18 protein-coding genes and 1 pseudogene are annotated in these 24,119 nt (G+C 71.3%); 7 read left to right on the top strand and 12 right to left on the bottom strand.

From position 1 onward, the window contains the following. Positions 1-171 precede the first annotated feature (171 nt). Complete coding sequence (locus tag AB0F10_RS18200; RefSeq protein WP_360625745.1) at positions 172-792, top strand: ATP-dependent Clp protease proteolytic subunit; 621 nt, start codon at positions 172-174, stop codon at positions 790-792. Next, positions 789-1,406 carry an ATP-dependent Clp protease proteolytic subunit gene (locus tag AB0F10_RS18195; RefSeq protein WP_360625742.1) on the top strand — a complete coding sequence of 206 codons (618 nt, stop codon included), beginning with the start codon at positions 789-791 and terminating at the stop codon, positions 1,404-1,406. The genes AB0F10_RS18200 and AB0F10_RS18195 overlap by 4 nt, the downstream gene beginning before the upstream one ends. A 126-nt stretch (positions 1,407-1,532) precedes the next feature. Here the strand turns inward: AB0F10_RS18195 and AB0F10_RS18190 are convergent. The 3 genes and pseudogenes from AB0F10_RS18190 to AB0F10_RS18180 form a co-directional block, all read right to left on the bottom strand. Further along, positions 1,533-1,775, bottom strand: a pseudogene (locus AB0F10_RS18190) (helix-turn-helix transcriptional regulator); the annotation flags it as partial. Between the two features lie 87 nt (positions 1,776-1,862). Continuing rightward, a complete protein-coding gene (locus tag AB0F10_RS18185) occupies positions 1,863-3,116 on the bottom strand; it encodes a low temperature requirement protein A (protein WP_360625739.1) in 1,254 nt (417 codons plus the stop codon). 4 nt (positions 3,117-3,120) lie between these two features. Further along, positions 3,121-3,858 carry a phosphodiesterase gene (locus AB0F10_RS18180; RefSeq protein ID WP_360625736.1) on the bottom strand — a complete coding sequence of 246 codons (738 nt, stop codon included), beginning with the start codon at positions 3,856-3,858 and terminating at the stop codon, positions 3,121-3,123. Positions 3,859-4,026: 168 nt separating this feature from the next. Here AB0F10_RS18180 and AB0F10_RS18175 point away from each other — a divergent pair, with 168 nt between their 5' ends. After that, positions 4,027-4,893, top strand: a complete 867-nt coding sequence (locus tag AB0F10_RS18175) for a hypothetical protein (protein ID WP_360625733.1) — start codon at positions 4,027-4,029, stop codon at positions 4,891-4,893. A 45-nt stretch (positions 4,894-4,938) separates the two neighbouring features. Here AB0F10_RS18175 and AB0F10_RS18170 read toward each other — a convergent pair whose 3' ends face one another. Further along, on the bottom strand, positions 4,939-5,124 hold the full coding sequence (locus tag AB0F10_RS18170; protein ID WP_360625730.1) for a hypothetical protein: 186 nt from the start codon (positions 5,122-5,124) through the stop codon (positions 4,939-4,941). A 306-nt stretch (positions 5,125-5,430) separates the two neighbouring features. Here AB0F10_RS18170 and AB0F10_RS18165 point away from each other — a divergent pair, with 306 nt between their 5' ends. Next, positions 5,431-7,098 (top strand): cellulose binding domain-containing protein, encoded by a 1,668-nt coding sequence (locus AB0F10_RS18165; RefSeq protein ID WP_360625727.1) that lies wholly within the window; start codon positions 5,431-5,433, stop codon positions 7,096-7,098. A gap of 43 nt (positions 7,099-7,141) precedes the next feature. On the opposite strand, the gene AB0F10_RS18160 is transcribed toward AB0F10_RS18165, so the two are convergent. After that, on the bottom strand, positions 7,142-9,475 hold the full coding sequence (locus AB0F10_RS18160) for a right-handed parallel beta-helix repeat-containing protein (RefSeq protein WP_360625724.1): 2,334 nt from the start codon (positions 9,473-9,475) through the stop codon (positions 7,142-7,144). Between the two features lie 31 nt (positions 9,476-9,506). Then, positions 9,507-10,355 carry a transporter substrate-binding domain-containing protein gene (locus AB0F10_RS18155; protein WP_360625721.1) on the bottom strand — a complete coding sequence of 283 codons (849 nt, stop codon included), beginning with the start codon at positions 10,353-10,355 and terminating at the stop codon, positions 9,507-9,509. A 111-nt stretch (positions 10,356-10,466) separates the two neighbouring features. On the opposite strand from AB0F10_RS18155, the gene AB0F10_RS18150 reads away from it, so the two are divergent. Beyond that, the gene (locus AB0F10_RS18150) at positions 10,467-12,041 is read left to right on the top strand and encodes a methyl-accepting chemotaxis protein (RefSeq protein ID WP_360625718.1); all 1,575 of its coding nucleotides are present in this window, start codon (positions 10,467-10,469) and stop codon (positions 12,039-12,041) included. Between the two features lie 30 nt (positions 12,042-12,071). Here the strand turns inward: AB0F10_RS18150 and AB0F10_RS18145 are convergent, their stop codons facing one another. From AB0F10_RS18145 to AB0F10_RS18135, 3 genes are all read right to left on the bottom strand, one after another. Further along, positions 12,072-13,793, bottom strand: coding sequence for an acyl-CoA dehydrogenase family protein (locus tag AB0F10_RS18145; protein WP_360625715.1), 1,722 nt, complete (start codon positions 13,791-13,793; stop codon positions 12,072-12,074). Positions 13,794-13,836: 43 nt separating this feature from the next. Then, on the bottom strand, positions 13,837-14,388 hold the full coding sequence (locus AB0F10_RS18140; RefSeq protein ID WP_360625712.1) for a PadR family transcriptional regulator: 552 nt from the start codon (positions 14,386-14,388) through the stop codon (positions 13,837-13,839). Positions 14,389-14,535: 147 nt separating this feature from the next. Continuing rightward, positions 14,536-14,982 (bottom strand): hypothetical protein, encoded by a 447-nt coding sequence (locus AB0F10_RS18135; RefSeq protein ID WP_360625709.1) that lies wholly within the window; start codon positions 14,980-14,982, stop codon positions 14,536-14,538. Between the two features lie 295 nt (positions 14,983-15,277). Here AB0F10_RS18135 and AB0F10_RS18130 point away from each other — a divergent pair, with 295 nt between their 5' ends. Both AB0F10_RS18130 and AB0F10_RS18125 read left to right on the top strand, forming a co-directional pair. Then, on the top strand, positions 15,278-15,994 hold the full coding sequence (locus AB0F10_RS18130; protein WP_360625706.1) for a hypothetical protein: 717 nt from the start codon (positions 15,278-15,280) through the stop codon (positions 15,992-15,994). Continuing rightward, on the top strand, positions 15,991-17,361 hold the full coding sequence (locus tag AB0F10_RS18125) for a glutamate decarboxylase (RefSeq protein ID WP_360625703.1): 1,371 nt from the start codon (positions 15,991-15,993) through the stop codon (positions 17,359-17,361). Before AB0F10_RS18130 ends, AB0F10_RS18125 begins: the two co-directional genes overlap by 4 nt. A 62-nt stretch (positions 17,362-17,423) precedes the next feature. Here the strand turns inward: AB0F10_RS18125 and AB0F10_RS18120 are convergent, their stop codons facing one another. From AB0F10_RS18120 to AB0F10_RS18110, 3 genes are all read right to left on the bottom strand, one after another. Then, positions 17,424-20,738, bottom strand: a complete 3,315-nt coding sequence (locus AB0F10_RS18120; protein ID WP_360625700.1) for a fibronectin type III domain-containing protein — start codon at positions 20,736-20,738, stop codon at positions 17,424-17,426. 127 nt (positions 20,739-20,865) lie between these two features. After that, complete coding sequence (locus AB0F10_RS18115; protein ID WP_360625697.1) at positions 20,866-21,717, bottom strand: ATP-binding protein; 852 nt, start codon at positions 21,715-21,717, stop codon at positions 20,866-20,868. Beyond that, positions 21,698-23,938, bottom strand: a complete 2,241-nt coding sequence (locus AB0F10_RS18110; protein WP_360625694.1) for an ATP-binding protein — start codon at positions 23,936-23,938, stop codon at positions 21,698-21,700. The genes AB0F10_RS18115 and AB0F10_RS18110 overlap by 20 nt, the downstream gene beginning before the upstream one ends. Positions 23,939-24,119 lie beyond the last annotated feature (181 nt).

Here is a 24,119-nt window from a genome sequence, read left to right as displayed (position 1 = left end):
GGCGACTCCGGATCGGCGCGGCACGGTGGCGCCGGCGCTTCGTGCTCGGCCGGCGGGTGGCTGAGAGGCCGGCCGGTTGCTCGTCTGCTGACAGCAGATCGGCTTGGTTCGGGGACCGCGGCGGTCCCATGGTGGATCGAGTAGCTGCCGGCCGATTATGAGGAGAACGTCATGCAACTTGCCACGGCGCCGCCGCACGCGGGCTCGATCGACGACCAGTTGGCCGCCCGGCTGCTTCATCAGCGCATCATCGTGCTCGGGACGGAGGTCGACGATCCGGTCGCGAACCGGCTGTGCGGACAGTTGCTGCTGCTGTCGGCCGAGGATCCGTACGGTGTGATCAGCCTCTACATCAACTCGCCGGGCGGCTCGGTCAGTGCCGGCCTGGCCATCTACGACACGATGCGGCTGATTCCCAACGACGTGAGCACGCTGGCGATGGGGCTGGCCGGCAGCATGGGGCAGTTCCTGCTCTCGGCGGGCGCGCCGGGGAAGCGGTTCAGCCTTCCGCACGCGCAGATCCTCATGCATCAGGGCTCGGCCGGGTTCGGCGGCACCGCCGCGGATGTCGAGATCTACGCCGATCAGCTTGAGCGGGTCGGCGCGACGCTGCTGCGGCTGACCGCGGAGCACACCGGACAGCCGATCGAGACGGTGGAGCGCGACAGCCGGCGCGATCGCTGGTTCACCGCCGAGGAGGCCCTCGCGTACGGGCTGATCGACCACATCCTGGAGAGCGTGGACGACGTGCGCCCGGCGATGACCCGGCACCCGATGGGGCTGAGCACATGAGTCAGTACACGATTCCCACGGTGGTGGAGAAGACGCCCAACGGGGAGCGGGCGTACGACATCTACTCGCGGCTGCTGTCGGACCGGATCATCTTCCTCGGCACGGAGATCGACGACGGGGTCGCCAACGTGGTGATCGCCCAGCTGATCCACCTGGAGTCCGCGGGCGAGGGGGAGATCGGGCTGTACCTCAACTCGCCGGGCGGTTCCTTCAGCGCGCTGACCGCGATCTACGACACCATGAATTTCGTACGGTGTGAGATCGCCACCATCTGCGTAGGGCAGGCGGCGTCCGCGGCGGCGGCGCTGCTGGCGGCCGGTACGCCGGGGAAGCGCTCGGTGCTGCGGCACGCGAAGGTGACGCTGCACCAGCCGTCGAGCCAGGCCCGCGGCACGCTGCCGGACCTGGCGGTCGAGGCCAAGGAGGTGGCGAAGGTGCGGGCCGAGATGGACGAGATCCTCGCCGGGCACACCGGGCAGACCGCCGCGCGGATCCGGGCCGACACCGACCGGAGCATGACCCTGACCGCGGCACAGGCGGTGTCGTACGGCCTCGCCGACCAGGTGATCACCGCGCGGGCGGCGCGCCCGTTCCGCCTCGCGGGCGCGAGCTGATCACGCGGCCAGGAGCATGACGTTGCCGCTGCCGGGGTGCTGGGGGCGGGTTGCGAGGTGCTGGTGGCGCAAGGCGCTGCCCAGGCGGATCACGGGGGCGCGATCTCTGGTCAGGTCGCGTCCCACCTCGGCGAGCAGGTCCGACAGCTCGATCCGCAGCGAGTCGCAGACGGCGGCGAGGATCTCGGAGCTGGGCTCCTTGCGGCCGCGTTCGACCTCGGAGAGGTATTGCACCGAGACGCAGGCCTCGCGGGCCACCTCGGCCAGCGTGCGGCGTTGCTCGAGCCGGTGGCGGCGCAGGACGTCGCCGACGAACGTGCGCAGCAGCGGCCGGGGCCGCGGCCGCTCGCCGGGACCGAGGTGCGCCATGTCCGACATGCGGTCACGGTACCCATCGGCGGGGCGCCGCCGATACCCGCCGGGCCCCGGTTCCGCCAGCAGCGTAGCGGCCCGCGTTCAGAGTGACTCGACGGCGTCGGCCTGCGCCGCAGGCTCGGCCGGCGCCTGGCCGGCGCGGGGGCGGTAGAGCACGTGCCACACCGCGACCGCGAGCAGGATCGCGGCGAGCGCCCAGCCGTCGAGCGACCCGCCGAGCAGGCCGAGCAGCAGCGAGGCCAGGACCGCGGGCAGCCCCCAGCCGGCGAGCCAGGTCGTCGACGCGCCGCCGCGGGCGCCGAGCAGGCTGACGGTCAGGAAGTAGAGCGCCGCGCCGCCGCAGAGCACCCACCGGTTGGCCTCGGGCAGCGGCTCGGCGGCGTGACCGGCCAGCACGCCGAGCCCGGCGGCGATCAGCACGATGGACCCGGTCATCAGGTAGTGCGCCGGCATGGTCAGGCGCAGCGTGAACACCCGGGTGCCGTACGTCGGTGCGCCGCCCGCGCCGTACCGGAGGGTCAGCCACCACAGGGCGACCAGGAGTCCGAAGCCCGCCACCAGCGACGCCATCAGGGGCCGCTCCCAATGCTCGACGTCGGACGTGGCGTCGAGCAACTGCGCCACCGCCTCGCCGAGCACGATGATCACGAAGAGGCCGAGCCGTTCGCCGAGGTGTGGCCGGTCGGGGCGGGCCGCCCGCAGCGGCGGCGGGGCCGGGTCGGCGGGCGGCGTGTACCGGTAGAGGCGGCGCAGCATCCGGTTGCGCCGCTCGCGGTTGCGCTGGGCGTCCTCGCGTTCGCGCTGCTCCTCGGCGAGCAGCCGTTCCGGGTGCCGGGAACGGACCAGTGACACCACGACGTCGAGCACGATGCCGGCCGCCCACAGGTAGTAGCGCACCGGCGGCTCGAAGCCCAGCGACGCGATCCAGGGGATCACGCCGGCCGCCTGCTGGACGCCCGGCCACTCGGTCATGACGCGGCTGGTGCGTTTCCACGACCCGGCACCCATCAGGCGGCAGTACACGTACGCGGCGATGAACCAGGCCGGCTCGCCGCGCACCACGTGCGGCACGGCCGCCGCCATGATGGCGATGCCGAACATCGCCAGGAGCATGGACCGGACCCGGGTCAGATCGCCGGAGACGTTGGCGTAGAGGGTGAACGACGTCCACACGCTCCACATCGCGTAGTAGCACACGATGAAGAGGAACACCTCGTGCGGCCCCGGGCCGTCGTGCAGGAGATCCGAGAGCTGGGCGACGGCCACGACGATGACCAGGTCGAAGAAGAGCTCCAGCCAGGTGGCGTGCCGTTCCGCGACGGCGGGTGACGGCATGCGCTCAGGCAACGACGCGGTAGTGGGTCGTCAGGCGACGATCCGGGTGCAGGACGTGGAATGCCAGCATCGGCGGGAGCCCCTTGTCGAGTAGTTCATCGCTCTCGAACGGCAGCAGCGCGGTGGAGACCACTCCCGGCGCGACCAGCAGCGGCCTGCCCGCGAAGGTGCCGGCGGCCGGGGTGTGTGCGTGCCCGCACAGGGTGGCGACCACGTTGCGGTGGCGGGCGACCAGTTCGGACAGCCGTTCGGTGGCGAACTGCCGGATGCCGTCCACGAACGGCAGCCCGAGCTCCACCGGCGGATGGTGGAAGCACACGAACGCCGGCAGGTCCGCCGCGGCGGTCAGCTCCGCGTCGAGCCAGTCGAGCGTCTCGTCGGTCAGTACGCCCTCGTTGCGGCCCGGAATGCTCGAGTCGCACATCGCGAACAGCACCCCGCCGATCCGATGCGCCCGGTTGACCGGCGCCCCGCTGGGCGGCTCGCGCAGCAGCACCTTGCTGAACGGCTCGCGGGCGTCGTGGTTGCCGGGGCAGAACAGCACCGGCACCGGCAGGTCGATCAGCCGGCGCGCGCGGTCGTACTCCGCCTCGGTGCCGTGGTCGGCGATGTCCCCGGTCACCAGGACGACGTCGATCTGTTCCCGCAATCCGGCGAGGTGGCGCACGACCCGGAGCGTGCGTTCGGCGCTGCGCTCGTCGCCATCTATGTGCACGTCGCTGAGGTGCGCGATCACGGTCATCCCGGCATCGTAATCCGTCCACATCGGCCGGTGGGGGCGGCCGCCGCCCTGGGCGGGCCCGCGCCGGCCGTCCCGGGGCTCCGCTCGCCCGGCCCGTACTGACCTGCGGTTTCGTGCCGCGGGGCGGCGAGGTATCTTCGGTGCGCACGGGTACACGGAGGGTGGATCATGGTGAAGGTGACCCGTCGATTCGCGCTCTGGCAGGCGGATCTCGACGGCGGTGTCTGCGCCGTGCCGGAGGAGTGCGTCGAGGCGCTGCGCGGCCGGGAGCGCATCCCGCTCGTGCTCGAGCACCGCGAGCACGGCATCACGCCCAGGACCCGGGTCTTCGAGACCTCGTTGCGCGAGGACGTCGAGTGGCAGTTCGGTGACCTGGAGTGGCCGCAGGACCTGCGGCCCGGCGTGCTCGTCACGGTCTCCTGGCAGGCCGCCAAGGACGAGGTCCGGGTGCGCACCGTCGCCCTGGAGGAGCCGCTGCGGGTCGACGGCGTCGACTACTTCCACGAGTACGACCCGAGGGTCGTCACCCGCGAGTTCAGCGCCGGCGACTCGAACCGGGGACAGGTGATGCACGCGGTGCGCCGGCTGGGCCGGGTCTACTCCGACGGCAGCGCCGTGTTCGCCGAGTCGGGGCTCGCCGCGAGCTGCGGGCTCGGCCGCGGCGCCCGGGGGTCGTTCCTGCTCCGCAACGCCGTCGACCAGCTGATCCGCGAGGGCTATCTGACCCGCGTGCCCGGCAGCGTCGACGCGGCGGGATACCCCGGCTACCCGGCCATCGACGGCCAGAAGGGCGCCGAGATGCTGTTCTACTCGCCGCTGGTGGAGCCGGCGCCGTACCCGGGCGAGCCCGGCGCCGAGGGCGCCGACCGCCGCGACCACCTGGTCAACGGCTTCGTCCGCCGGCTTCCGCCGGGCGCCCAGCCGTCGGAGAAGCAGCTGACGCTGCACGAGCAGGCCGTCGAGAACGCGCAGGTCGCCGCCGGTCTGGCGCCGGGCTACACCTTCGTGAAGAAGCACCACCGCGGCGGCGCCTGAACCGTTCGTGGTCATCGCGCGGCGCGGCCGGCCGCGGCGGTGGTCTCAGAACGCGCCGCCGGTGCCGTCGTCGCGCCTGCTGTGCGGCTCCAGGCCCAGCTTCGCGTTCGCCGCCAGGTGGCCCGCCCGGTCGGCGGGCGCGGCGCCGGATCGGTTACGCCGGTTGACGATGATCACCGCGCCGGCCGCGAAGAGGACCGCGATGGCCGCGAACAACAGGAACTTGGTCATGCCCCGAAGTTAGCGGGCCGTGCCACAGCGGATCTTACGCACCGAAACTTCCATAAACACAGAGTCAACTTTCGGTGGTACGTCGACGCGCCGACATGGCGAAAATCGCTGGAGCTCGGCGGGCGGTGTCGCGTTCACCTGGTCAAATACGCCCGCCTGGACAAGATGTAATTGACATTCTTCAATGTATTGCTCAACACTGGACGCCTCCAGCATGGAAGCGCGTCCACGGTCCGCTCGCCGAAAGTTCCGGGCCTGCCGGGTTGATGTCCGTCGCTTCCGAACAGCCACGGAAGGAGGGCCCCGGTGACCACCAGCTTGGGCCGCTTCAGGATCCGTTCGACGGTCGTCGCGCTAGCGGTAACGGCGCTCACGCTCGCCGGAGCGGCTACGTTCCTACCGAGATCCACGCCCGCCCGGGCCGCCGCGCTCGCGGCCGGCGTGGAGGACGAGGGCGCCGACTGCGCGGTCCCCGCCCTGCCCGACGCGGGTTCCCTGCCCACCAACGCCAAGCTTCCTGATCCCTTCACGAAGCTGAACGGCGCGCGCATCACCAGCACGTCCGAGTGGCGGTGCCGCCGGACGGAGATCAAGAAGCTGGCGGAGAAGTTCGTGTACGGCGAGAAGCCCGCGAGGCCCGCGAGCGTCACCGGAACGGTCACCAGCACCGCCATCACCGTGAACGTGACACACCAGGGCAGGAGTTCCAGCTTCTCCGCCACGGTCGAGTTGCCCAGCGGCACCGGGCCGTTCCCGGCCGTCGTCGTCCTCGGCGGCTTCGGGGCCGACACGGCCGCCATCAAGGCCGCCGGCGCGGCCGTCATCAACTACGACCCCTACGCGGTCGGCAAGGAGGGCACGCCGCGCAACAACAAGCAGGGCGCGTTCTACAGCATCTACGGCTCCACCAGCAGCACGGGGCTGCTGATGGCGTGGGCCTGGGGCGTCAGCCGCATCATCGACGTCATCGAGCAGTCGAACGGCACCGTCCTGCGGGCGAACGCGACAGGCGTCACCGGATGCTCCCGGTTCGGCAAGGGCGCCTTCGTCATCGGGGCCTTCGACCAGCGCATCGCCCTGACCATGCCGATCGAGTCGGGCAGCGCCGGCGCACCCATCTTCCGGGGGATCCCGGGGGAGGGCGCGCAGAGCCTGAGCAGCGCGTACGGGGAGCAGCCCTGGCTCGGCGACGCGTTCGGCTCGTTCACCGGCAGCCCGAACCGGCTGCCCGTGGACACCCACGAGATGGTGGCGATGTTCGCGCCGCGCGGACTGTTCATCATGGACAACCCGCACATCGCGAACCTGGGGCCGAGGTCCGCCAGCGTGGCCGCGCTGGGCGGCTCCGAGGTCTACCGGGCGCTCGGGGCCGGCGCCAACATCACCTACTGGTCGGACATCCAGGACGGCAACCACTGCGCCAACCGGGCCGAGTGGCGGACCCCGCTGCAGCAGAACATCCAGAAGTTCCTGCTGGGCACGGGCAACGCGGCCGGCGCGATGAGGATCTCCAGCAAGGCGGCCGGCAACCTGGCCGAGTGGCGGGACTGGCAGACCCCGGTCCTCGGCTCCAGCCCGCCGACCAGCCCGCCGACCAGCCCGCCGACCAGCCCGCCGACCAGCCCGCCGACCAGCCCGCCGACCACGCCGCCGACCAGCCCGCCGACCACTCCGCCGCCGGTTTCCGGCTGCACGGCGGCGGTGTCGGTCAACGCGTGGACCGGCGGCTTCGTGGCGACGGTACGGGTCAGCGCCGGTTCGTCGGCGGTCACCGGCTGGAACGTCGGCCTGACGCTGCCCTCGGGCGCCACCATCAGCAACGCCTGGAACGTCAACCGCAGCGGCAACAGCGGCGCGGTCCAGTTCACCAACGTCAACTACAACGGGCAGATCCCCGCCGGGGGCTACACCGAGTTCGGCTTCCAGGCCACCGGTTCCAGCGCCGGCCTGACGCCGGCCTGCAGTTCCACCTGACCCGTCCACGCCCCGTCAGGCCGCCCGGCCCGGCGGGGCGTCGTCAGGGTGCCGTCGCGCTCGACATCCAGCCCGGCTGGCCGTCGCCCTGCCGGTAGGCCAGCACCCGGTAGGCGGTCCCGGCCGCGGCTGCGGCGGGGTCGGTCCACTGCTCGGTGGCGGTTCCGGCGACGATGCCGATCCGGTCGACGAGGTGCACGTCCCCGGCCGCCGCGTTGTCCACCAGGACGAACGCCTTCGCGTACGCGGCGTTCGGCGGCGCGGTGCTGGTGAGGCTGCTGGTGATCCAGTTGCCGGCGTTGTCGACCGAGGCGTAGTTCTGCGTGTGCAGCCGGCTGATCCTGACCCCGCCGGCGTCGTAGTACTCGATGCCGGCCCGCGACCGCTGCCCCGACCCCACCAGGACCCGGTACGAGGAGACGGCGGTGTGTCGCTGTCCCGCCGTGATCGGCAGCAGCCGCCCGGTGGCGTACACGGATCCGGCGGCGACGGCGGTCAGGGACAACGAGCCGGAGCCGAGGGCGCCGGCGCCGGCGTAGTGGGCCACGGTCGTGTTGGAGCCCGCGGTCCAGCCGGCGGCGTCCGCCTCCACCCCGGCGTCGGCCTCGGCCACCAGGTTGGCCGGGATCGCGGGGCTGCCGACCGGCAGGTCGGCGACCGGGCGGCCGGCGCGGTACACCCGGTAGCCGGCGATGGCCGCGTTGCCGGCCGGGACGGACTCGGCCCAGGTCAGGACCGGGCCGTCGACGGTCGGCGACCCCGGGGCGAGCGCCGCGGCGGCGGCGTGGCGCAGGAGGACCCCGATCACGCCGGCGGCGGTGTTGGGCTCCCCGGCCGGGCCGGTGAGCACGGTGTTCTTCACGGTGGACCTCGCGTTGCGGGCGCCGAGGTGGATGCCGTACCACGTGGTGGGTGCGGGCTGGTCGTCGGTGACCGAGTTGCCGTAGATCCTGTCGCCGTCGCCGATGGACACGCCGACGCCGCTGGTCTCGAACGTGCCGGCGCCTGTCGACATCGCGGTCGAGCCGCCGCTGCCGGCGTCGACGATCGAGTTGCCGGTGACGGTGTCGGCGGCGGTCTTGACCCGGTCCATGACGCCGGCGACCAGGACGCCGGACTCGGCCGGCCGGACGATGACGTTGTTCCGGACGATGTTGCCGCCGCCCGGCCGCACGACGTGGTCCTTCGGGTCGGTGCTGGTGGTGGCCCAGGCGCCGGCCGTGCCGAAGGTGCCGTCGGCGTCGGCGTAGTCGTCGTAGACGATCGTCAGGCCTGCACCGAACGAGTCGAGGAGGCGGTTGTCGCTCACCGTCGAGTCGCGCGGGTTGGTGACGTCCTTGTTCGTACCGGTGTGTGCGTACTTGGAGTTCGACTGCAGGATGATGTGGCCGCCGTGCATGACGTTGCCGGTGACGGTGGCCTCCGGCACGCCCTCGAGGTACATGTCGCCGTACCCGGTGACCCCGCGGGCCGCCGCGACGGCCCGGTCGGCGTAGACGGCATTCGCCCGGATGACGGGGCGGATGGCGTTGGTGAAGTCGATGCCGTTGCCGCGGATCGTCCTGTCGAACTGGTTGTATTCGATCACCGCGCCGTCGTGGCGCCCGCCGCCGCCGATGTTGTCCTCGTCGCCGGACTCGGCGCCGCCCCAGTTGTCGAAGCGGTTGTCGACGATGTGCACGTCCTCGGCGTCGTGCAGCCAGAGCTTGAAGTACTCCAGGTTCGTGAAGCGCACCTGCCGGACCGTCCACCGGGCCGCGACCGTGATGCCGCCGCCGGCGTTGGTGCCCGCGCCGGTGCGGGCGCGGAAGTCGCAGAGCTCACCCGGGCGGGCGGGCAGGTCCGCCTGCACCGGCGCCCCGGCGCCCTCCCGGCAGTTGCCGTTCACCGTCAGGTCCGCGACGAGGTTGGTGCTGCCGGGCGACGGCCGGGCGACCCGGTCGTCCTGCGGGCGTACGAGGAAGCCGTAGTTGAAGTTCGCCCAGCTGGACGTGATCATCGACAGGGTGGTGGCGGTGAGGCCGCTGCCGCGCAGGTCGACGTTCGGCGGCAGGCGCAGGCCGTCGCCGAGCGCGTAGTTCCCGGGTGCCAGCAGGACCGTGGCCGGCCGGGGCGGGGTGAGCACGGTGCCGCCCGCGTCGACGACGGCGGGTACCGCCCGCGTGGCGGCGGCCGCGATGGCGGTCTTCAGCGCGGGGTGGTTGTCGCCGGCGACCGGTGCGGGCGCCGGCGCGCAGAGCGGGTCTGCGGCGCAGCCGGCGGCGGTCAGCGGCGCCGGGCTGACCGTCGGCGCGAGCGTGTACGCGGCCCGCGGCTCCGGCGTGCTCGCTCGGGTGCATGCCGAAAGGCCGAGCAGCGGCAGCACCACCGCGAGCACGCGGAGGAGAGGGCGCGGGGGCCGCATCGGATCAGGCGCCGCCGTTGATGGCGCCGGTGCGGAGGGCGCCCTCCTTGACCTTCCACTCGGCCAGCAGCTTGTCGTACGTGCCGTCGTTGATCAGCGAATACAGCGCGGCCTGCACGGCCATGGTGAGGTCCCGGCGGTCCTTGGCCACGCCGATGCCGTACGGGATGGCCTCGATCTGGGGGCCGGAGAGCTCGAGCGTCGGCATCTTCTCGACGTCGAGCGCGGCGATGGGGAAGTCGTTGAGCGCCGCATCGGCCTTGCCGTCGCGCACGAACGCGGACGGGGTACTGGACAGCACGACGGTCATCGTCTTGCTGCCGCAGTTCTTCTTCTGCGCCTCGGCCATCTCGACGAAGACGGTGTCCGGCTGGGCGGCGACCCGGCGCCCGCAGAGCCCGGGCATGCCGCCGATGTCGCCCTGGCCCTTGGGCACCACGATCGACGTGCCGGCGTTCAGGTAGTTGATGAAGTCGACCTTCTTCTGCCGCTCCGCGCGGTCGAACATCGACGACATCGAGAAATCGAGCTTGTGGCCCTCAACCTGGTCGAGCAGGTCGCCGAAGCCGACGTTCTGCCACTGCACCTTGAGCCCGAGCCGTTCGGCGATCGCGTTGCCGAGGGTGGCGTCGAGGCCGGAGAAGGTGGATCCCTTCATGAAGGTCATCGGTTCGAAGCTCGGGTCGGTGCCGCCCTTGATTACCCCGGACTGTTTGATCTCGTCGGGCAGGGCGGCCCGGGCCTCGGCGAGGCGGTCGACCGGCGTGCCGGTCTCGGGCTCGTCCTGGCCGGCGCAGCCGGCGGCGGTCGCCAGCGTCACCACGACGCCCAGCAGCAGGGGAACGATCTTCATGAGAAACCTCCTGGGTACCTATCCGACCTGTTCGGCCCTCGGCGTACGGACCTGAGCGGAAGGAGCCCGATATGCGCGCTTTCCAGATAATCTTCGTCCAGGGAGGTCCTCGTGACGTTCACCATCCGGCGCCAGATCGCCGGCCTTGCCGTGGTCGGGTTCATCCTGGTGATCGTCGCCGGGGCGATCGGCTATCGGGGCACCTCGGCGCTGGCCGACCAGCAGGCGGCGGCGCGGAACTCGGCGGCGGCGCTGCAGGCGGTGCAGTCCGTGGACCTGGCCAGGGCGCTGTACCGGGGCAACGTGCTGAACGCGCTGGTCACCAACAATGCCACCGAACGTCAGACCGTTCTGGACGGCATGGGCGAGAACGTCAAGCAGGCCCGGGCCGGCATCGACGACGTGATCCGCTACGAGCCCGAGCTGCGGCCGCAGGCCGACGCGCAGCTGCCGATCCTGGACGAGCTGATCGCCTCCGGGCAGCGGATCGTGACGCTGGCCAGCCGGGTCGCCTCGGACCCGACCCGCTCCGCGGCGCTGGCGGCCCGCCCCGCCTACGACGAGGTCGACAAGAAGCTCCAGCAGAGCCTGGACGCGCTGAGGTCCGACATCACCCAGCGGGTCAAGGAGTCATACGACGAGGCCAACGCGGTCGCCGACCGGGCGAAGCTGCTCACCGTCGTCGTCGGCCTGCTGGCCGCGCTGGTCCTGGGCGGCGCCGCGCTGCTGCTCGGCCGCCGGATCGCGCGCCGGATGGAGCACTGCCTGACGGCGGCCCAGTCCATCGCGGCCTACGACCTGACCGTCGACGCCTCGCTGACGGGCGGCGACGAGCTGGCCCAGCTCGGCGCGAGCCTGAACGAGATCGTCGCCTCGCTGCGCGCCGCGCTGATCGACATCGCCGGCAACGCCGGTTCGGTGGCGGCGGCCTCCGAGGAGCTGACCGCGACCAGCCGGCAGCTGTCCGAGGGCGCCGGCACGGCCTCGTCGGAGGCGGCGGCGGCGAGCCGCGACATCGGCATGGTGACGGCGAGCGTCGACCAGACGACGGCGTCGGCCCGGGGCCTCGAAGGCTCGATCCAGGACATCACGTCGGCCGTGACCGAGGCCGACACGGTGGCCAAGGAGGCGGTGGGGCTGGCGGTCACCACCAACCGCACCATCGAACGGCTGCGCAGCTCGAGCGAGGAGGTCTCCGCGGTGGTCAGCATCATCACCGCCATCGCCGAGCAGACGAACCTGCTGGCCCTGAACGCGACGATCGAGGCCGCCCGGGCCGGCGAGCAGGGCAAGGGCTTCGCCGTGGTGGCCGGCGAGGTGAAGGACCTGTCCCGGGAGACGGCGTCGGCCACGGGTGACATCGCGGCGAAGGTGACGGCGATGCAGACCGACACCGCGCAGGCCTTCGAGGCGATCACCAGGATCAGCGCGGTGATCGACCGGATCGACGAGCTTCAGCGCTCGATCTCCACGGCGGTGGACGCGCAGACGAGCGCGACCGAGCAGATCGTCGCGAGCATCTCGTCGGCGGTGGCGTCGGCGTCCGGGGTGTCCGACTCGATCGCCCGGGTGGCGGACACGACGAGCCTGACCCACGAGGCGGCGAACCAGACCGAGGCGGCCGCGGCCGAGCTGTCCCAGCTCTCCCATCAGCTGCACATGGTGTCGGACAAGTTCCGGCACTGAGACAGCCGCGGCCCGGCCGCGCCGCCGACCCTAGGGCCGCATCTCGTACGCGCCGCAGAGCGCGACGACCTGCTCCCACAGCGCGGCGGCGCGGGTGGCATCGGCCGCCGGGCGGCGCACGTGCGCCAGCGCCCACTCGGCCTGCCGCGCGGTCGTGGCGGCCTTGCCGTGCAGCTCGATCGCGTACGCGGAGAAGTCCTGGACCAGAATCGCGAAGATCTCGTCGAGCAGGTGCCGGTCGAGGCCGTTCAGCTCGGCCTGCTCCAGGATGAGCTGGCCGTAGACGACGAGCGCGAAGAGCTGCCCGATCGCCAGCAGGAAGTCCAGGTCGCCCTGCTGTGCCTCGTCGGGCGCGTCGTCGCGCAGCAGGCCGCACAGCCCGTCGGCCTGCTCCCGGAAGCGCGCGACGTTCGGCAGGTCGGCGTGCGCGTCGTACGCGATGCGCCAGTCGTGGAAGCGGATCGCGGAAAGTCCGCGGGCCGGGCCCTGCCGGAACAGGAACTCGTCGTCGGCGGCGTCGTACCGCGGCGGCACGGGCGCGAACTCGGCCGGGTCGAACAGGTAGCTGGGCATGAACTTCAGGATCAGCGCCAGGTTGACGTGCACGGTGCCCTCGAGCTTCGGCAGGCCGCGGATGTCCTTGGCCGCCTTGTCGAAGTAGGTGTCCGCCTCGAAGCCCTTCGCGGCGATCACGTCCCAGAGCAGGTCGATGACCTTCTCGCCCTCGGTGGTGACCTTCATCTTGGTCATCGGGTTGAACAGCAGGTACCGGCGGTCGTCGGGGCCCGCGGACCGGAAGTAGTCGACGGCGCGGTCGCTGAACAGCTTCATCGCGACCAGCCGGGCGTAGGAGTCGACGAGCTCGCGGCGCACGTGCGGGAAGTCGGTGACCGGCTTGCCGTAGAGCATCCGCCGGTGCGCGTGGGTGACCGCCTCGTACATGGCGTGCTCGCTGATGCCGATGGCGGCGGTGCACAGGTTGAACTTGCCGACGTTGACGGTGTTGAGCGCGGCGTCGAACGCGGCGCGGCCGGTGTGCAGCACGTCCTGCTCGCGTACCGGGTAGTCCTCGAGCCGGAACTCGCTCACGTACATCTGGGCGTTCACGACGTTCCGCACCAGGTGGTACGCGGGATGCCGGCTGTCGGCGGCGAAGAAGACGTAGCCGTCCGGGCCGTCGACGTCGGCGCGACGGCCGAAGACCGACACGAGCCCGGCGACGTTGCCGTTGCCGATGTAGTACTTGGTGCCGGTCGCCCGGAAGCCGCCGGAGGAGTCCGGGGTGAGGATCATGTCGGTGGCGTAGATGTCGGCGCCGTGGCCCCGCTCGGACAGCCCGAACGCCATCACGTGCCCGTCGGTGAGCAGCCGCGCCGCGTGGCCGCGGGCGATCTGGTTGGCGCTCTGCCAGACCGGCCCGAGGCCGAGGACGGTCACCTGCCAGGTGTACCAGTATCCGAGGCCGTAGAAGCCGAGGATCTCGCTGAGGGCCGCGTTGCGGGCGGTGTCCCAGCGCCGGGCTGGGTCGTCGCCGCCGTCGGCGGCCGGGGTCAGGAACGTCGCGAAGAGGCCCTCCTTCGCGGCGAAGTCCAGGAAGTCGCCGTACCAGGCCCGGTCGATGTAGCTGTCGAGCAGCACCTTCCTGCCGCGGTTCTCGAAGAAGTCGATGGTGGCGCGCAGCAGCCTGCGCGTCTCGGCGTCGAGGTGCGCGGGATCGTAGGTGTGCGGGTTGAACAGCAGCGAGTTCGCCATGGCGGCGTTCCCCTTCCTCCGGACGGTGACGGGTGGGCGAGAGTCAGCGGTCGAGGCCGCGGAGCGTGGCGAGGACGTCGTCGAGCCAGTCGAGCACCATCCGCTCGTACGCGATGCCGCCGCGCAGCACCACGTGCTGCAGGCGCTGCCGGGTGTCGAGCGGGCCGGTGCCGGGGAAGTCGCGGCGCTCGCCGGTCAGGTAGCGCTCGAGCGTCGACTCGTGGGTGGCGCGATAGCGCTCGACCTCGGTGATCAGCGCCGCGCGCCCGTCGGCGTCGTCGAACGCGGCCCCGCGGATCTTGACGGCGAGTTCGTGCCGGACCGCCTCCGGCTGCACGGGGGCCCGCAGCCACGTGGTGAGCACGGCCCGGCCCGTCGCGGCCACGGAGTAGGACCGCTTGTCGGGGCGCCCGCCCTGGCCGATCGCCTCGGCGGTGACCCAGCCGTCGGTCTCCATCCGCTTGAGGACGTGGTAGATCTGCTGGTGCGTCGCGGTCCAGAAGCGGCCGATGGACCGCTCGAAGCGCCGGGCCAGCTCGTATCCGGACCCGGGCTGCTCCAGCAGGGAGACCAGAATCGCGTGCTCCAGGGCCATGGGGGCATCCTGCTATGCAACTCGTTGCATAGCAACGCCGGGCGAGAAGTATCACCGGGGCGGCGGTCCCGGGCCGGCTCCGGTGCGGACAATCAATTGCGGGCCACACCCGAGTGGGTGTGACCCGCAATCGATTCATATTGCTATTCAGTGCCCGTTGATCGGCGCGTGTTGCTGGAAACCGCCGCCGCCGCCGTAGTCGCCGCTGTTAGGCCGCCAGACCGGATCGTTCGGCCAGGATCCCGGCCAGGTGCCCGGACGCCAGCGGTCTTCCCAGCCGTTGTCCCAGTAATTGTCATCGACGACCAGGGCCCACGCGCCGCGCCGAATACCCCAGCGCACGAACTGGCATTCGAAATTCGACCACGCCCCGACGCGCTCACCGTAGAAGCCCGCACCCCGGCAGGGCCGGATGCCCCGGTAGTAGCCGACGACTCCGTCGTCGTCGAAGTAGCGGTCGCCCTGCTGGCTCACGACTGAGCTGCTCGCGGCCGCCTGCCCGGTCGAGCTCGAAGCCTGCGCCGGACCCATGCCGAGCGTCGCGCCGGCGAGCAGGCCCAGGCCGACCACCGTAATCCGCGTTGCCTTGTTCATGTCACCCCTTGTGCGATGGACGCTATTGCCCGGATATCGGACCATGGGCCGCCACCCCCTGTCCGCCGTTTTCCCGGAATGATTCTCGACCATTTTTTCAATGAAAGTCGCATTCAGAAATATGTTCGAATGGCCTTTAACACTGGCACCAGCGGGCACGTTGGTCGAGCCGGAAACGTATCGCTATCACAGATCCGGTCCGGCCGAGCGGGATTCATCCCGAGCGGGTGATTCGCGGGATCGGGTCACCGGGCGACGCTGGGGGTTCTGGCCCTACCGGAGGAGCGGCATGAGGATGCGGCCGGTACGTCTCAACGCGGCGACCGCGGGCCTGTTCGTCGTGGGCTCGTCGTGCTTCGTGCTGGGATCGGTGCCGGCGTACAGCGACGCGGTCGGTGGGCTCGCCGACGCCGTCACCTACTTCGTCGGCTCGATCTTCTTCACCTCGGCGTCGTACCTGCAGCTGTTGCAGGCTCAGACCCCGGCGATGACCGATGTCGACGAGAGCCGGCAGCACACGCCGGAGCCCGTGACGACCTGGCGCTGGCTGCCGGAGGACCGAGGCTGGCTCGCGGCGGTCACGCAGTTCGCGGGGACGCTGTACTTCAACGCGAGCACCCTGGGCGCCCTGTTCCAGAACGCCTCGGTGCACGAACAGGATCGGCACGTGTGGCGGCCCGACGTCGTGGGATCGACCTTCTTCCTGGCGTCGAGCGCCTTCGCCGTTCTCGCGGTCGGCGGCTTCCGGGCGTGGCGGCCGCGGTCGCTTCCCTGGGTGATCGCCTGGCTGAACCTGATCGGATCCGTCCTGTTCATGGCGTCGGCCCTGGCCGGCTTCGTGCTACCGGGCTCCGGTGATGCGATCAACGAGCGGGTCGCCGTCGCCGGCACCCTGCTCGGCGCGCTGTGCTTCGGGGCCGGAGCCGCATTGATGTTCCCGGCATGGCGGCGGGCCGTTCGCCCGGCCGTCCCACTGCCGGAACCCCGCGATCGAAACCAGGAGAGCGAATGACCGCCATTTCCGACGCCGACGCCGCGCTGTTCGGCAACCGGTTCGTCACCAGCGAGGTACCGTCGCGGCAGTTCCCGCAGACGGGCATGACCGCACAGGACGCGATGCGTCTCGTCGCCGAGGATCTGGCGCTCGAGGGCGATCCGACCCGGAACCTGGCGACCTTCGTCACGACCTGGATGGAGCCCGAGGCGCAGCGGATCATCGCCGAGAACCTGCACCGGAACTTCATCGACCACGCGGAGTATCCGCGCACCGCCGAGATCGAGCAGCGCTGCATCCGGATGATCGCCGACCTGTTCCACGCGCCGGGCGAGACCACCGGCGCGCGCACCCAGGGCTCCTCCGAGGCGATCATGCTCGGCGGGCTCTCGCTCAAGTGGAACTGGGCCAAGCGCCGCAAGGGTGCGGGCGCCGCGACGGCGAGTCCCAACCTCGTGTTCGGTGGTGACGTGCACGTGGTCTGGGAGAAGTTCTGCCGCTACTTCGACGTCGAGCCGCGGATCGTGCCGCTGCGGCCGGACAGGTACACGATCGGTCCGGACGATGTGGCTGATCACATCGACGAGAACACCATCGGCGTCGCGGCCGTGCTCGGCACGACCTTCACCGGGCACAAGGACGACATCGTCGGCATCAATGACCTGCTGCTGCGGATCCGCGGCGAGCGCGGCCTCGACGTGCCGCTGCACGTGGACGCGGCCAGCGGAGGGTTCGTGTGGCCCTTCCTCTATCCCGACTCCGCCTGGGACTTCCGCCTCGAGCAGGTCCGCTCGATCAACGTCTCCGGGCACAAGTTCGGACTCGTCTACCCGGGCATCGGCTGGCTGATCTTCCGCGAGCGGTCCGACCTGGCCGAGGACCTCGTCTTCAAGGAGAACTACCTGGGCAGGACCGACTCGACGTTCACCCTGAACTTCTCCACCGGCTCGTCGATGGTGCTGGCCCAGTACTACAACCTCGTGCGGTACGGCCGGGCCGGCTACACCTACATCATGAGGAACATGCAGGCGAACGCCCGGGTGCTCGGCGACAAGCTGACGGAGATGGGCCTGTTCGAGCTGATCGGCGCGCACGACGAGCAGCTGCCGCTGGTGGCGTTCCGGCTCGCCGCCGACAACGGCTACGACGAGTTCGACGTCGCCTGGCAGCTGTCGGCCGAGCGCGGCTGGATGGTGCCCGCGTACACCATGCCGCCGGACGCGCAGGAGGTGACGATCATGCGGGCGCTGGTCAAGGAGACGATGTCCCGCGAGCACGTCGACACGCTCGCCCGGGACATCGCGCAGGCGTGCGCCACCCTCGCGAAGAAGGGCGGCGCGCACGAGTCCGAGCGGCGCAGGATCGTCACGGGTCCCGGGCACTGAAACGCGCGCGGGCCGGGACTCGTGTAGAGCCCCGGCCCGTGCGATTCATCCGTTCCGTTCGATCAGTGCTTCAGGTCCAGCAGGTAGGACCAGAAGGTCAGCGTCACGGCCTCGTCCGGGCTGAGCAGCGGGTTCTTGCCGTTGGAGTAGGCGGTCACCTTGGCCCGGTAGTTCGAGTAGTTGTCCTTGGCCAGGGCGGCCTCGAAGTCCTTCATCGCCGAGGCGCCGGCGGTGCCGAGGTACTGACGGGTCAGGTTGAGCAGCCAGGCGTTGGTCGCCTTGACGGTGTAGCTCACGCTCACCGGCGCGGCGGTGTTGCCCGCCTTGTCGACGCCGCCCGAGCAGACCACCGTGTGCACGCCCGAGTCGGCCGTGTCGCTGGTGACCGTCGCGTTGGTGGCGACGCCCGAGCCCAGGTCCGTGGTGCCGCAGGAAACCGTCGGCTCCTTGTCGGCGTCGTACGTGGCGCCGTTGGTCACGCCGAGCACCGAGGCCACCGGGGCGGTCTTGTCGATGTTGAGGCTCAGCGTGCTGGCGGTGGTGTTGCCGGCCTTGTCACTGGCCGTGCCGGCCACGCTGACGTCGGTGCCCTCGGCGGTGACCGTCTTCGCGACGGGGCAGGTGGCAACGGCCGAGACCGTGTCCTTGCAGTCGTAACGGACGGTCGGCGTGGTGCGGTACCAGCCGGCGGCGTTCTTCGTGCCTTCCACCGTCGGGGTGACCTCGGGGGCCAGCAGGTCGACGTTGACCGTGGCGGTGGCGGTGGCGGTGTTGCCGGCCTTGTCGACGGCCGTGCCGGTGACCTTCTGGCCGGCGCCGTTCGTCGTCACCTTCGCGTCCGCCGGGCAGGTGGCGATGCCGGAGCCGGTGTCGGTGCAGGTGAAGTGGACGGTCGGTGCGGTGCGGTACCAGCCGGTGGCGTTCGCCTGCTCCACGAGCGTGGCCAGGATCGCCGGGGCGGTCTGGTCGAGGTTCAGCGTGATCGACGCGGTGCCGGAGTTACCGGCCTTGTCGAACGCGGTACCCATGACGACCTTCTGGGTGCCGTCCAGCGCGACCTTCGCGTCGGCGGGGCAGGTGGCCACGCCGGAGAACGCGTCGGTGCAGGTGAAGTGGACGGTCGGCGCGGTGTTGTACCAGCCGTCGGCGTTCGCGACACCGACGATGTCGGCCTTGACCTGCGGCGCACCGGTGTCGACGTTGAGCGTCACCGAGGCCTCGGCGGAGTTGCCGGCCACGTCCACGGCCACGCCGGTCAGCGTCTGCGCGCCGTCCTTGGTGACCACGATGTCGGCGGGGCAGGTGGCGATGCCGGAGGTCGTGTCGGCGCAGGTGAAGTGGACGGTCGGCGCGGTGTTGTACCAGCCGTCGGCGCTGGCCGTGCCGATCACCGAGGCGGTGATCGACGGGGCGACGGTGTCCACGTCGGCGAACGTGGCCGCCTCGGCGCGGTTTCCGGCCTTGTCGACCGCGATGATCGCGAGTTCCCGGCTCGAGCCCTCGCCCTCGAACTTCTGGTCCGGGCTGCAGCTGGCGATGCCGGAGACCGCGTCGAAGCAGTCGATGTGCAGGGTGGGATTGGTGCGGTACCAGCCCTCGGCGTTGGCGTCACCGATGATGTCGGCGGTGAACCCGGGGATCTGGCGGTCGAGGTTGACCTTCGCCGTCGCGGTCGAGCTGTTGCCCGCCTTGTCGGAGGTGGCGCCGGTGAACTCCTGGCCGAGGCCGTCCTTGGTGACCTTGATGTCCGCGGGGCAGCTGACGATGCCGGAGGTCGTGTCGGAGCAGGTGAAGTGAACGGTCGGGGCGGTGGTGTACCAGCCCTCGGCGTTCGGGGTGGCGCCGATGACGGTGGCCTTGATCACCGGCGCGGTCCGGTCGAGGCTGACGATCACGCTCTCGGGGGCGGTGTTGCCCGCCTTGTCCCACGCGGTGCCGGTGATCTTCTGGTTCGCGCCGTCCGCGGTGACCGTGATGTCGGTGGGGCAGACGTTGAGGGTGTTGTAGCCCGAGACGGTGTCGGTGCAGGTGTAGTGGACCGTCGGGGCGGCGGTGTACCAGCCGTCGGCGTTCTTGTCGCCGGTGACCTTGGCGGTGACCGTCGGCGGCGTCTGGTCGATGCTCAGCGGCTGCGTGATGGTGGTGGTGTTGCCCGCGTTGTCGACGGCGGTGCCGGAGTACTTCGCGGCGTACCCGTCCTTGTCGGCGACGAGGTCGGCCGGGCAGGTCGCGATCGCGCTGCCGCTGTCGGAGCAGGTGAAGTGGATCGTGACGGCCGAGCGGAACCAGCCGTTCTTCGGCGTGGTGGACAGCGACGTGGTGATCGTCGGGGGCGTACGGTCCGAACCGGTGTTCACCGTCGTCGAGGTCGTCGACGAGTCACCGCCGGGCTCGCCCGGGGTGGCCGACGGGTCGACCGGGGCCGGCTCGCTCGTCGGCGGGGTCACCGGGGCGGGGGTCCAGACCGGCACCGAGCCGGTCACCGCGTTGCTGCCGCCGTTGGCGTTGTACGCCTTGACCTCGATGGTCCACGGCTTGGCGATGTCGAGGCTCAGCATGGCCTGGGTGGCCGGCGCGTCGATCCGCACCGACTTGAGCATCTTGTCCTGGCCGTAGCTGACCAGGTAGTAGTCCGGCGTCAGGCCGCCGGCGGCGGGCTTCCACAGCACCTCGACGGTGCCGGGCGCGTCCGCGCGGCGCTGCACGGTCAGGTTGGTGACGTCGGCGGGACGGTAGCGGTCGACTGTCGACTTCGCCGGCGAGCACTCGCCGTAGGCGTTCATCGTGGTGACCGAGACGTTGTACGCGCGGGCCGGGTCGACGCCCTTGTAGCGGTACGTGGTGTCGGTGACGACCTCGTCGGCCATCACGCCGCCGTCCGACACGCGGGAGAACACGACGTGGTAACCGGTCAGCGGGGACTCGCCGGCCCACGCGGGCGCCTTCCACGACTCCCAGATGGTGGTGCCGTCGTCCTCGCGGCCGTTGGTCACGCCGGAGATGTAGGTCGGTGCGAGCGACTTCAGGGTCCAGTAGGTGGTGCTCGTGGTGTTCCCGGCGGCGTCGGCGGCACCCACCCGGATCTTGTACGAGGTGCAGATGTCGGACGCGTCGACCGTGTAGCTGAGCGAAGACGCCGGCACGTTGACGACCGACTCGACGTTCCCGGCGACGGTTTCGATCACGTAGTGGTCGGCGCCCGGCACCGCCTTCCACGCCAGGTTGATCTTCTTCATGTCGCTCGCCGCGCGGGCGGCCGTAAAGCTCTTCGGGGCCTCCGGTGCGGCCGCGTACACCGCAGTCGGCGTGCCGACGATGGTCACCGCCGCTCCGAGCAATCCGTAGCTCACCTTGGTGAGCATTCGCCTCGCGTTCATCTGGCCTCTTCTCGAATTCGAACTGTTCAGCGGTCAGATCGGAGGGAAACCTCAAGCCGATCTCAAGCGCGTCTCTGTTTAGGGTCAAGCCCGCCGGCCGGTGGCCGGCGGGCTGGTTCTCGGTGGTTCAGCGGGTCATGTCGGCCGCGACCGACACCTGACCCGCAGGTGTGGGGCCGGCGGCGGGCAGGGTGAACCAGATCCGCGCGCCACGGCGCAGGTGCGGGTCGGCGCCGATGGAGCCGCCGAGCCGCTGCACGATGCGGCGGCAGATGGTCAGGCCCAGCCCGGTGCCGGGGTAGGCGTCCGCGTGCGCCCGGTGCAGCTCGCCGAAGATCGCCTCGTGCTGCCCGTCGGGCACGCCGACGCCCTCGTCGGTCACCTCGACCATGACGAACCCGTCGTCGCCGGTACGCGCGGCGATGTGCACCCGGGCCGGCTCGCCGGGCCGGACGTACTTGATCGCGTTGCCGAGCAGGTTCTCCAGCAACCGGCGCAGCATGCCGTGGTCGCCGCGGACCGCGGGCAGGAAGTCCCAGGTGATCTGGGGCGCCGGCCGGGCCGACGCGCTGGGCTGCAGCTGTACCACGGCGTGATCCGCCACCACGTCGTCGACGAGGGCGGCCAGGTCGATGGTCGTCAGGTGCAGGCTCGCGCCGCTGACCGTCGAGTAGGCGAGCACGTCGTCGATCAGGCGGCTCATCCGGTCGGTACCCCGGTTGATCTCCGCCACGAAGTCGTCGTAGTCCGCCGGGCGGGGGTGGCCGACGTCGAGGTAGGTGAGCAGCTGCGCGTAACCGCAGATGCCCGCGAGCGGCGCCTTGAGATCGTGGCTGATCTCCCGGGCGAACGCCTCGAGGTCCCGCACCGAACGGCTCAGCTCGCCGACCCGGCGCTCCAGCTCGGCGTTGCGCAGGCGCTCGCGCTCGAGTTCGGCGTACAGGTCGGGGCCGGGGGAGTCAGCGTCGTACCGCACCATCGGCCCTTTCGTCGTCGCTGAGATAGCCGGCCATCACCCGGATCGCGCCGGCGACGGCGCTCTCCACGTCGGCGACCAGCGCGGTCAGGTCCTGTGCGCTGGTGCCGGCGATCGCGTTGCGCTCGACCTGGGCGCACGCCTCGGCGAGCGGGTCGGCGCCGAGCAGCGCGCTCGACGACTTGAGCGTGTGCGCGGTGGCCCGCAGCCTGTCGTGGTCCTGGCTGCGCAGGGCCTCGGCCAGCGCCGACCGGCGCCCGTCGAGCTGCGAGAGGAACATGTTGACGGTGGTCACGACCAGCGCCCGGTCCTCGAGCTGCTCCTCCAGGTCGCGCAGCTTGCTCAGGTCCGGCGCGGGGAAGTCCTGCCCCGGCCCGGGTTCCGGCTCCGCGGGCTCCGCGGGTGCGGTCAGGTACGGCTCCAGCGCGGCACGCAGCTCGGGCAGCGTGATCGGCTTGCTGAGGTGCCCGTTCATCCCGGCCTGCAGGCAGCGTTCCCGGTCGCCGCGCAGCGCCGTCGCCGTCAGGGCCAGGATCGGCGTGTCGCAGCCGGCCGCACGGACCTGCCGGGTGGCCTCCAGCCCGTCGGTGCGCGGCATCTGCACGTCCATCAGCACCACGTCGTACGAGGTCTCGCCGAGCAGCGCGCTCACCGCGGCGGAACCGTCGGCCGCGGTGTCGCACTCGACGCCCAGCAGCTCGATCATGCGGCGGAAGACGGTCCGGTTGACGTCGTTGTCCTCGGCGAGCAGCACCCTGCCCCCGTTCAGCGGCGGCACCGTGATCGGCGCGCCGCGCACGCCGGTGCGCTCCTGGTTCAGCGCGGCGACCAGGCGGCGCAGCACCAGCGGGGCGGTCAGCACGTCGGGCTTGCGGACGATGCCGGTACGCGGGTCCGTGGTGCTGATCATCTGGGCCCGGCCGGTGGGGCCGAGGAGCTCGATGACGGTGTCGGCGCGGCGCACGGCCTCCGGGTCGTGCGAGTCGTCGCACCACAGCACCGTGTCGACGTCGCGGACCCGCTCGGCGAGGTTCTCGAAGCGCATCGGTACCGGTTCGGCGCCCGCGCTCGTGAGCAGCCAGGACAGGGCCAGCACCGAGCGCGGCGACGGCGCGACGACCGCGACCCGGCGGTGGGTCAGCGGCGGCGGCGCCTGCGTGCCCGGCGGCTGCGGCGCGGCCCGCAGCGGCAGCCGGATCAGGAACTGTGAGCCCTCGCCGGGCTGCGACCGCACCTCGATGGTGCCGCCCATGCATTCCACCAGCCGGGCGGCCAGCGCCAGGCCGAGGCCGGCGCCCTCGTGCCGGCGCGCGGCGGAGGAGTCCGCCTGCACGAACGGGGCGAAGATGCGCGCCCGGTCGGGCCCGGCGATGCCGGGCCCGGTGTCGGAGACGATGATCTGGTACGCGTCGTCGCCGTCGGGCGCGGCCGTGACGACGACCTCGCCGGCCTCGGTGAACTTGATCGCGTTGCCGACCACGCAGGTCAGCACCTGGCGCAGCCGGTGCACGTCGCCGAGCACCGTCGGGGGCAGGTCCGGGGCTGGCGCCGCCAGCAGCAGGATGCCCTTGCGGCGGGCCTGCTGCTGCAGCGGCTCGACGATCGATTCCAGCACCGGGCGCATCGCCACCGGCTCCTGCTCCACCCGCAGCACGCCGGTCTCCAGCCGGGCCAGGTCGAGCAGGTCGTCGGTCAGGGCCTTGAGCGCGTGCACGGAACGGTGCACGCTGTCGACGACCTCCCGGACCTCCTGCTTCAGCGGCTGGGCGCGCAGCAGCTCGACCGCGGCGACGACGGTGGTGACCGGCGTCCGGATCTCGTGCCCGAGCAGGGCCAGGAACTGCGACTTGGCCTGCGCCGCGCCGTCGTCCTGCGCGGCGGCGCCGGCCGGGGCCGCGGCGTGCTCGACCGTGACCAGCCGCCGGTGCGCGCCGCAGTCGCTCTCGAGGTGGGTGATCCGCACGCCGTCCCCGCCCGGCGAGTCGCACCGGCAGGCCAGCACGGCCGGCGACGACCGGGGGGTCAGCAGCAGGGCGGCGGACAGCATCCGGTCGTGTGCCGGGCAGTCGTGCTCGCCGTCTGTCAGCAGGGCGCCCTCGTGGGGATACCCGTCGTCGCCGTCCGGCCGCCAGCGACCGTTGGCGACCAGGACGCGGCCGTCCGAGTCCACGATCGCCGCCGGACCGGGTAAGGCGTCGACGAGCGTGCGCGCCGCAAATCCCATGCGCTGACCTTTCGCAGGAGCGGGACCCGGGGGGTGAGGTCCACTCGGCAATGCTGCGGGTAGCGGAGGGCAAACCGGTGAGCGTCGGGGTGCGGATCGGTATCAGCGTGCCGGGCGTGGGATCAGGCGAGCCGCAGGCCGCGGAGGTCGCGCCGGGCGCCCCGCGTCGCCAAGGTCGCCC

This window comes from Actinoplanes sp. NPDC026623, assembly GCF_040638275.1.
GTDB lineage: Bacteria > Actinomycetota > Actinomycetes > Mycobacteriales > Micromonosporaceae > Actinoplanes.
Note: the sequence above shows the minus strand (reverse complement) of the source record. Positions and strands in the feature narration are given on the sequence as shown.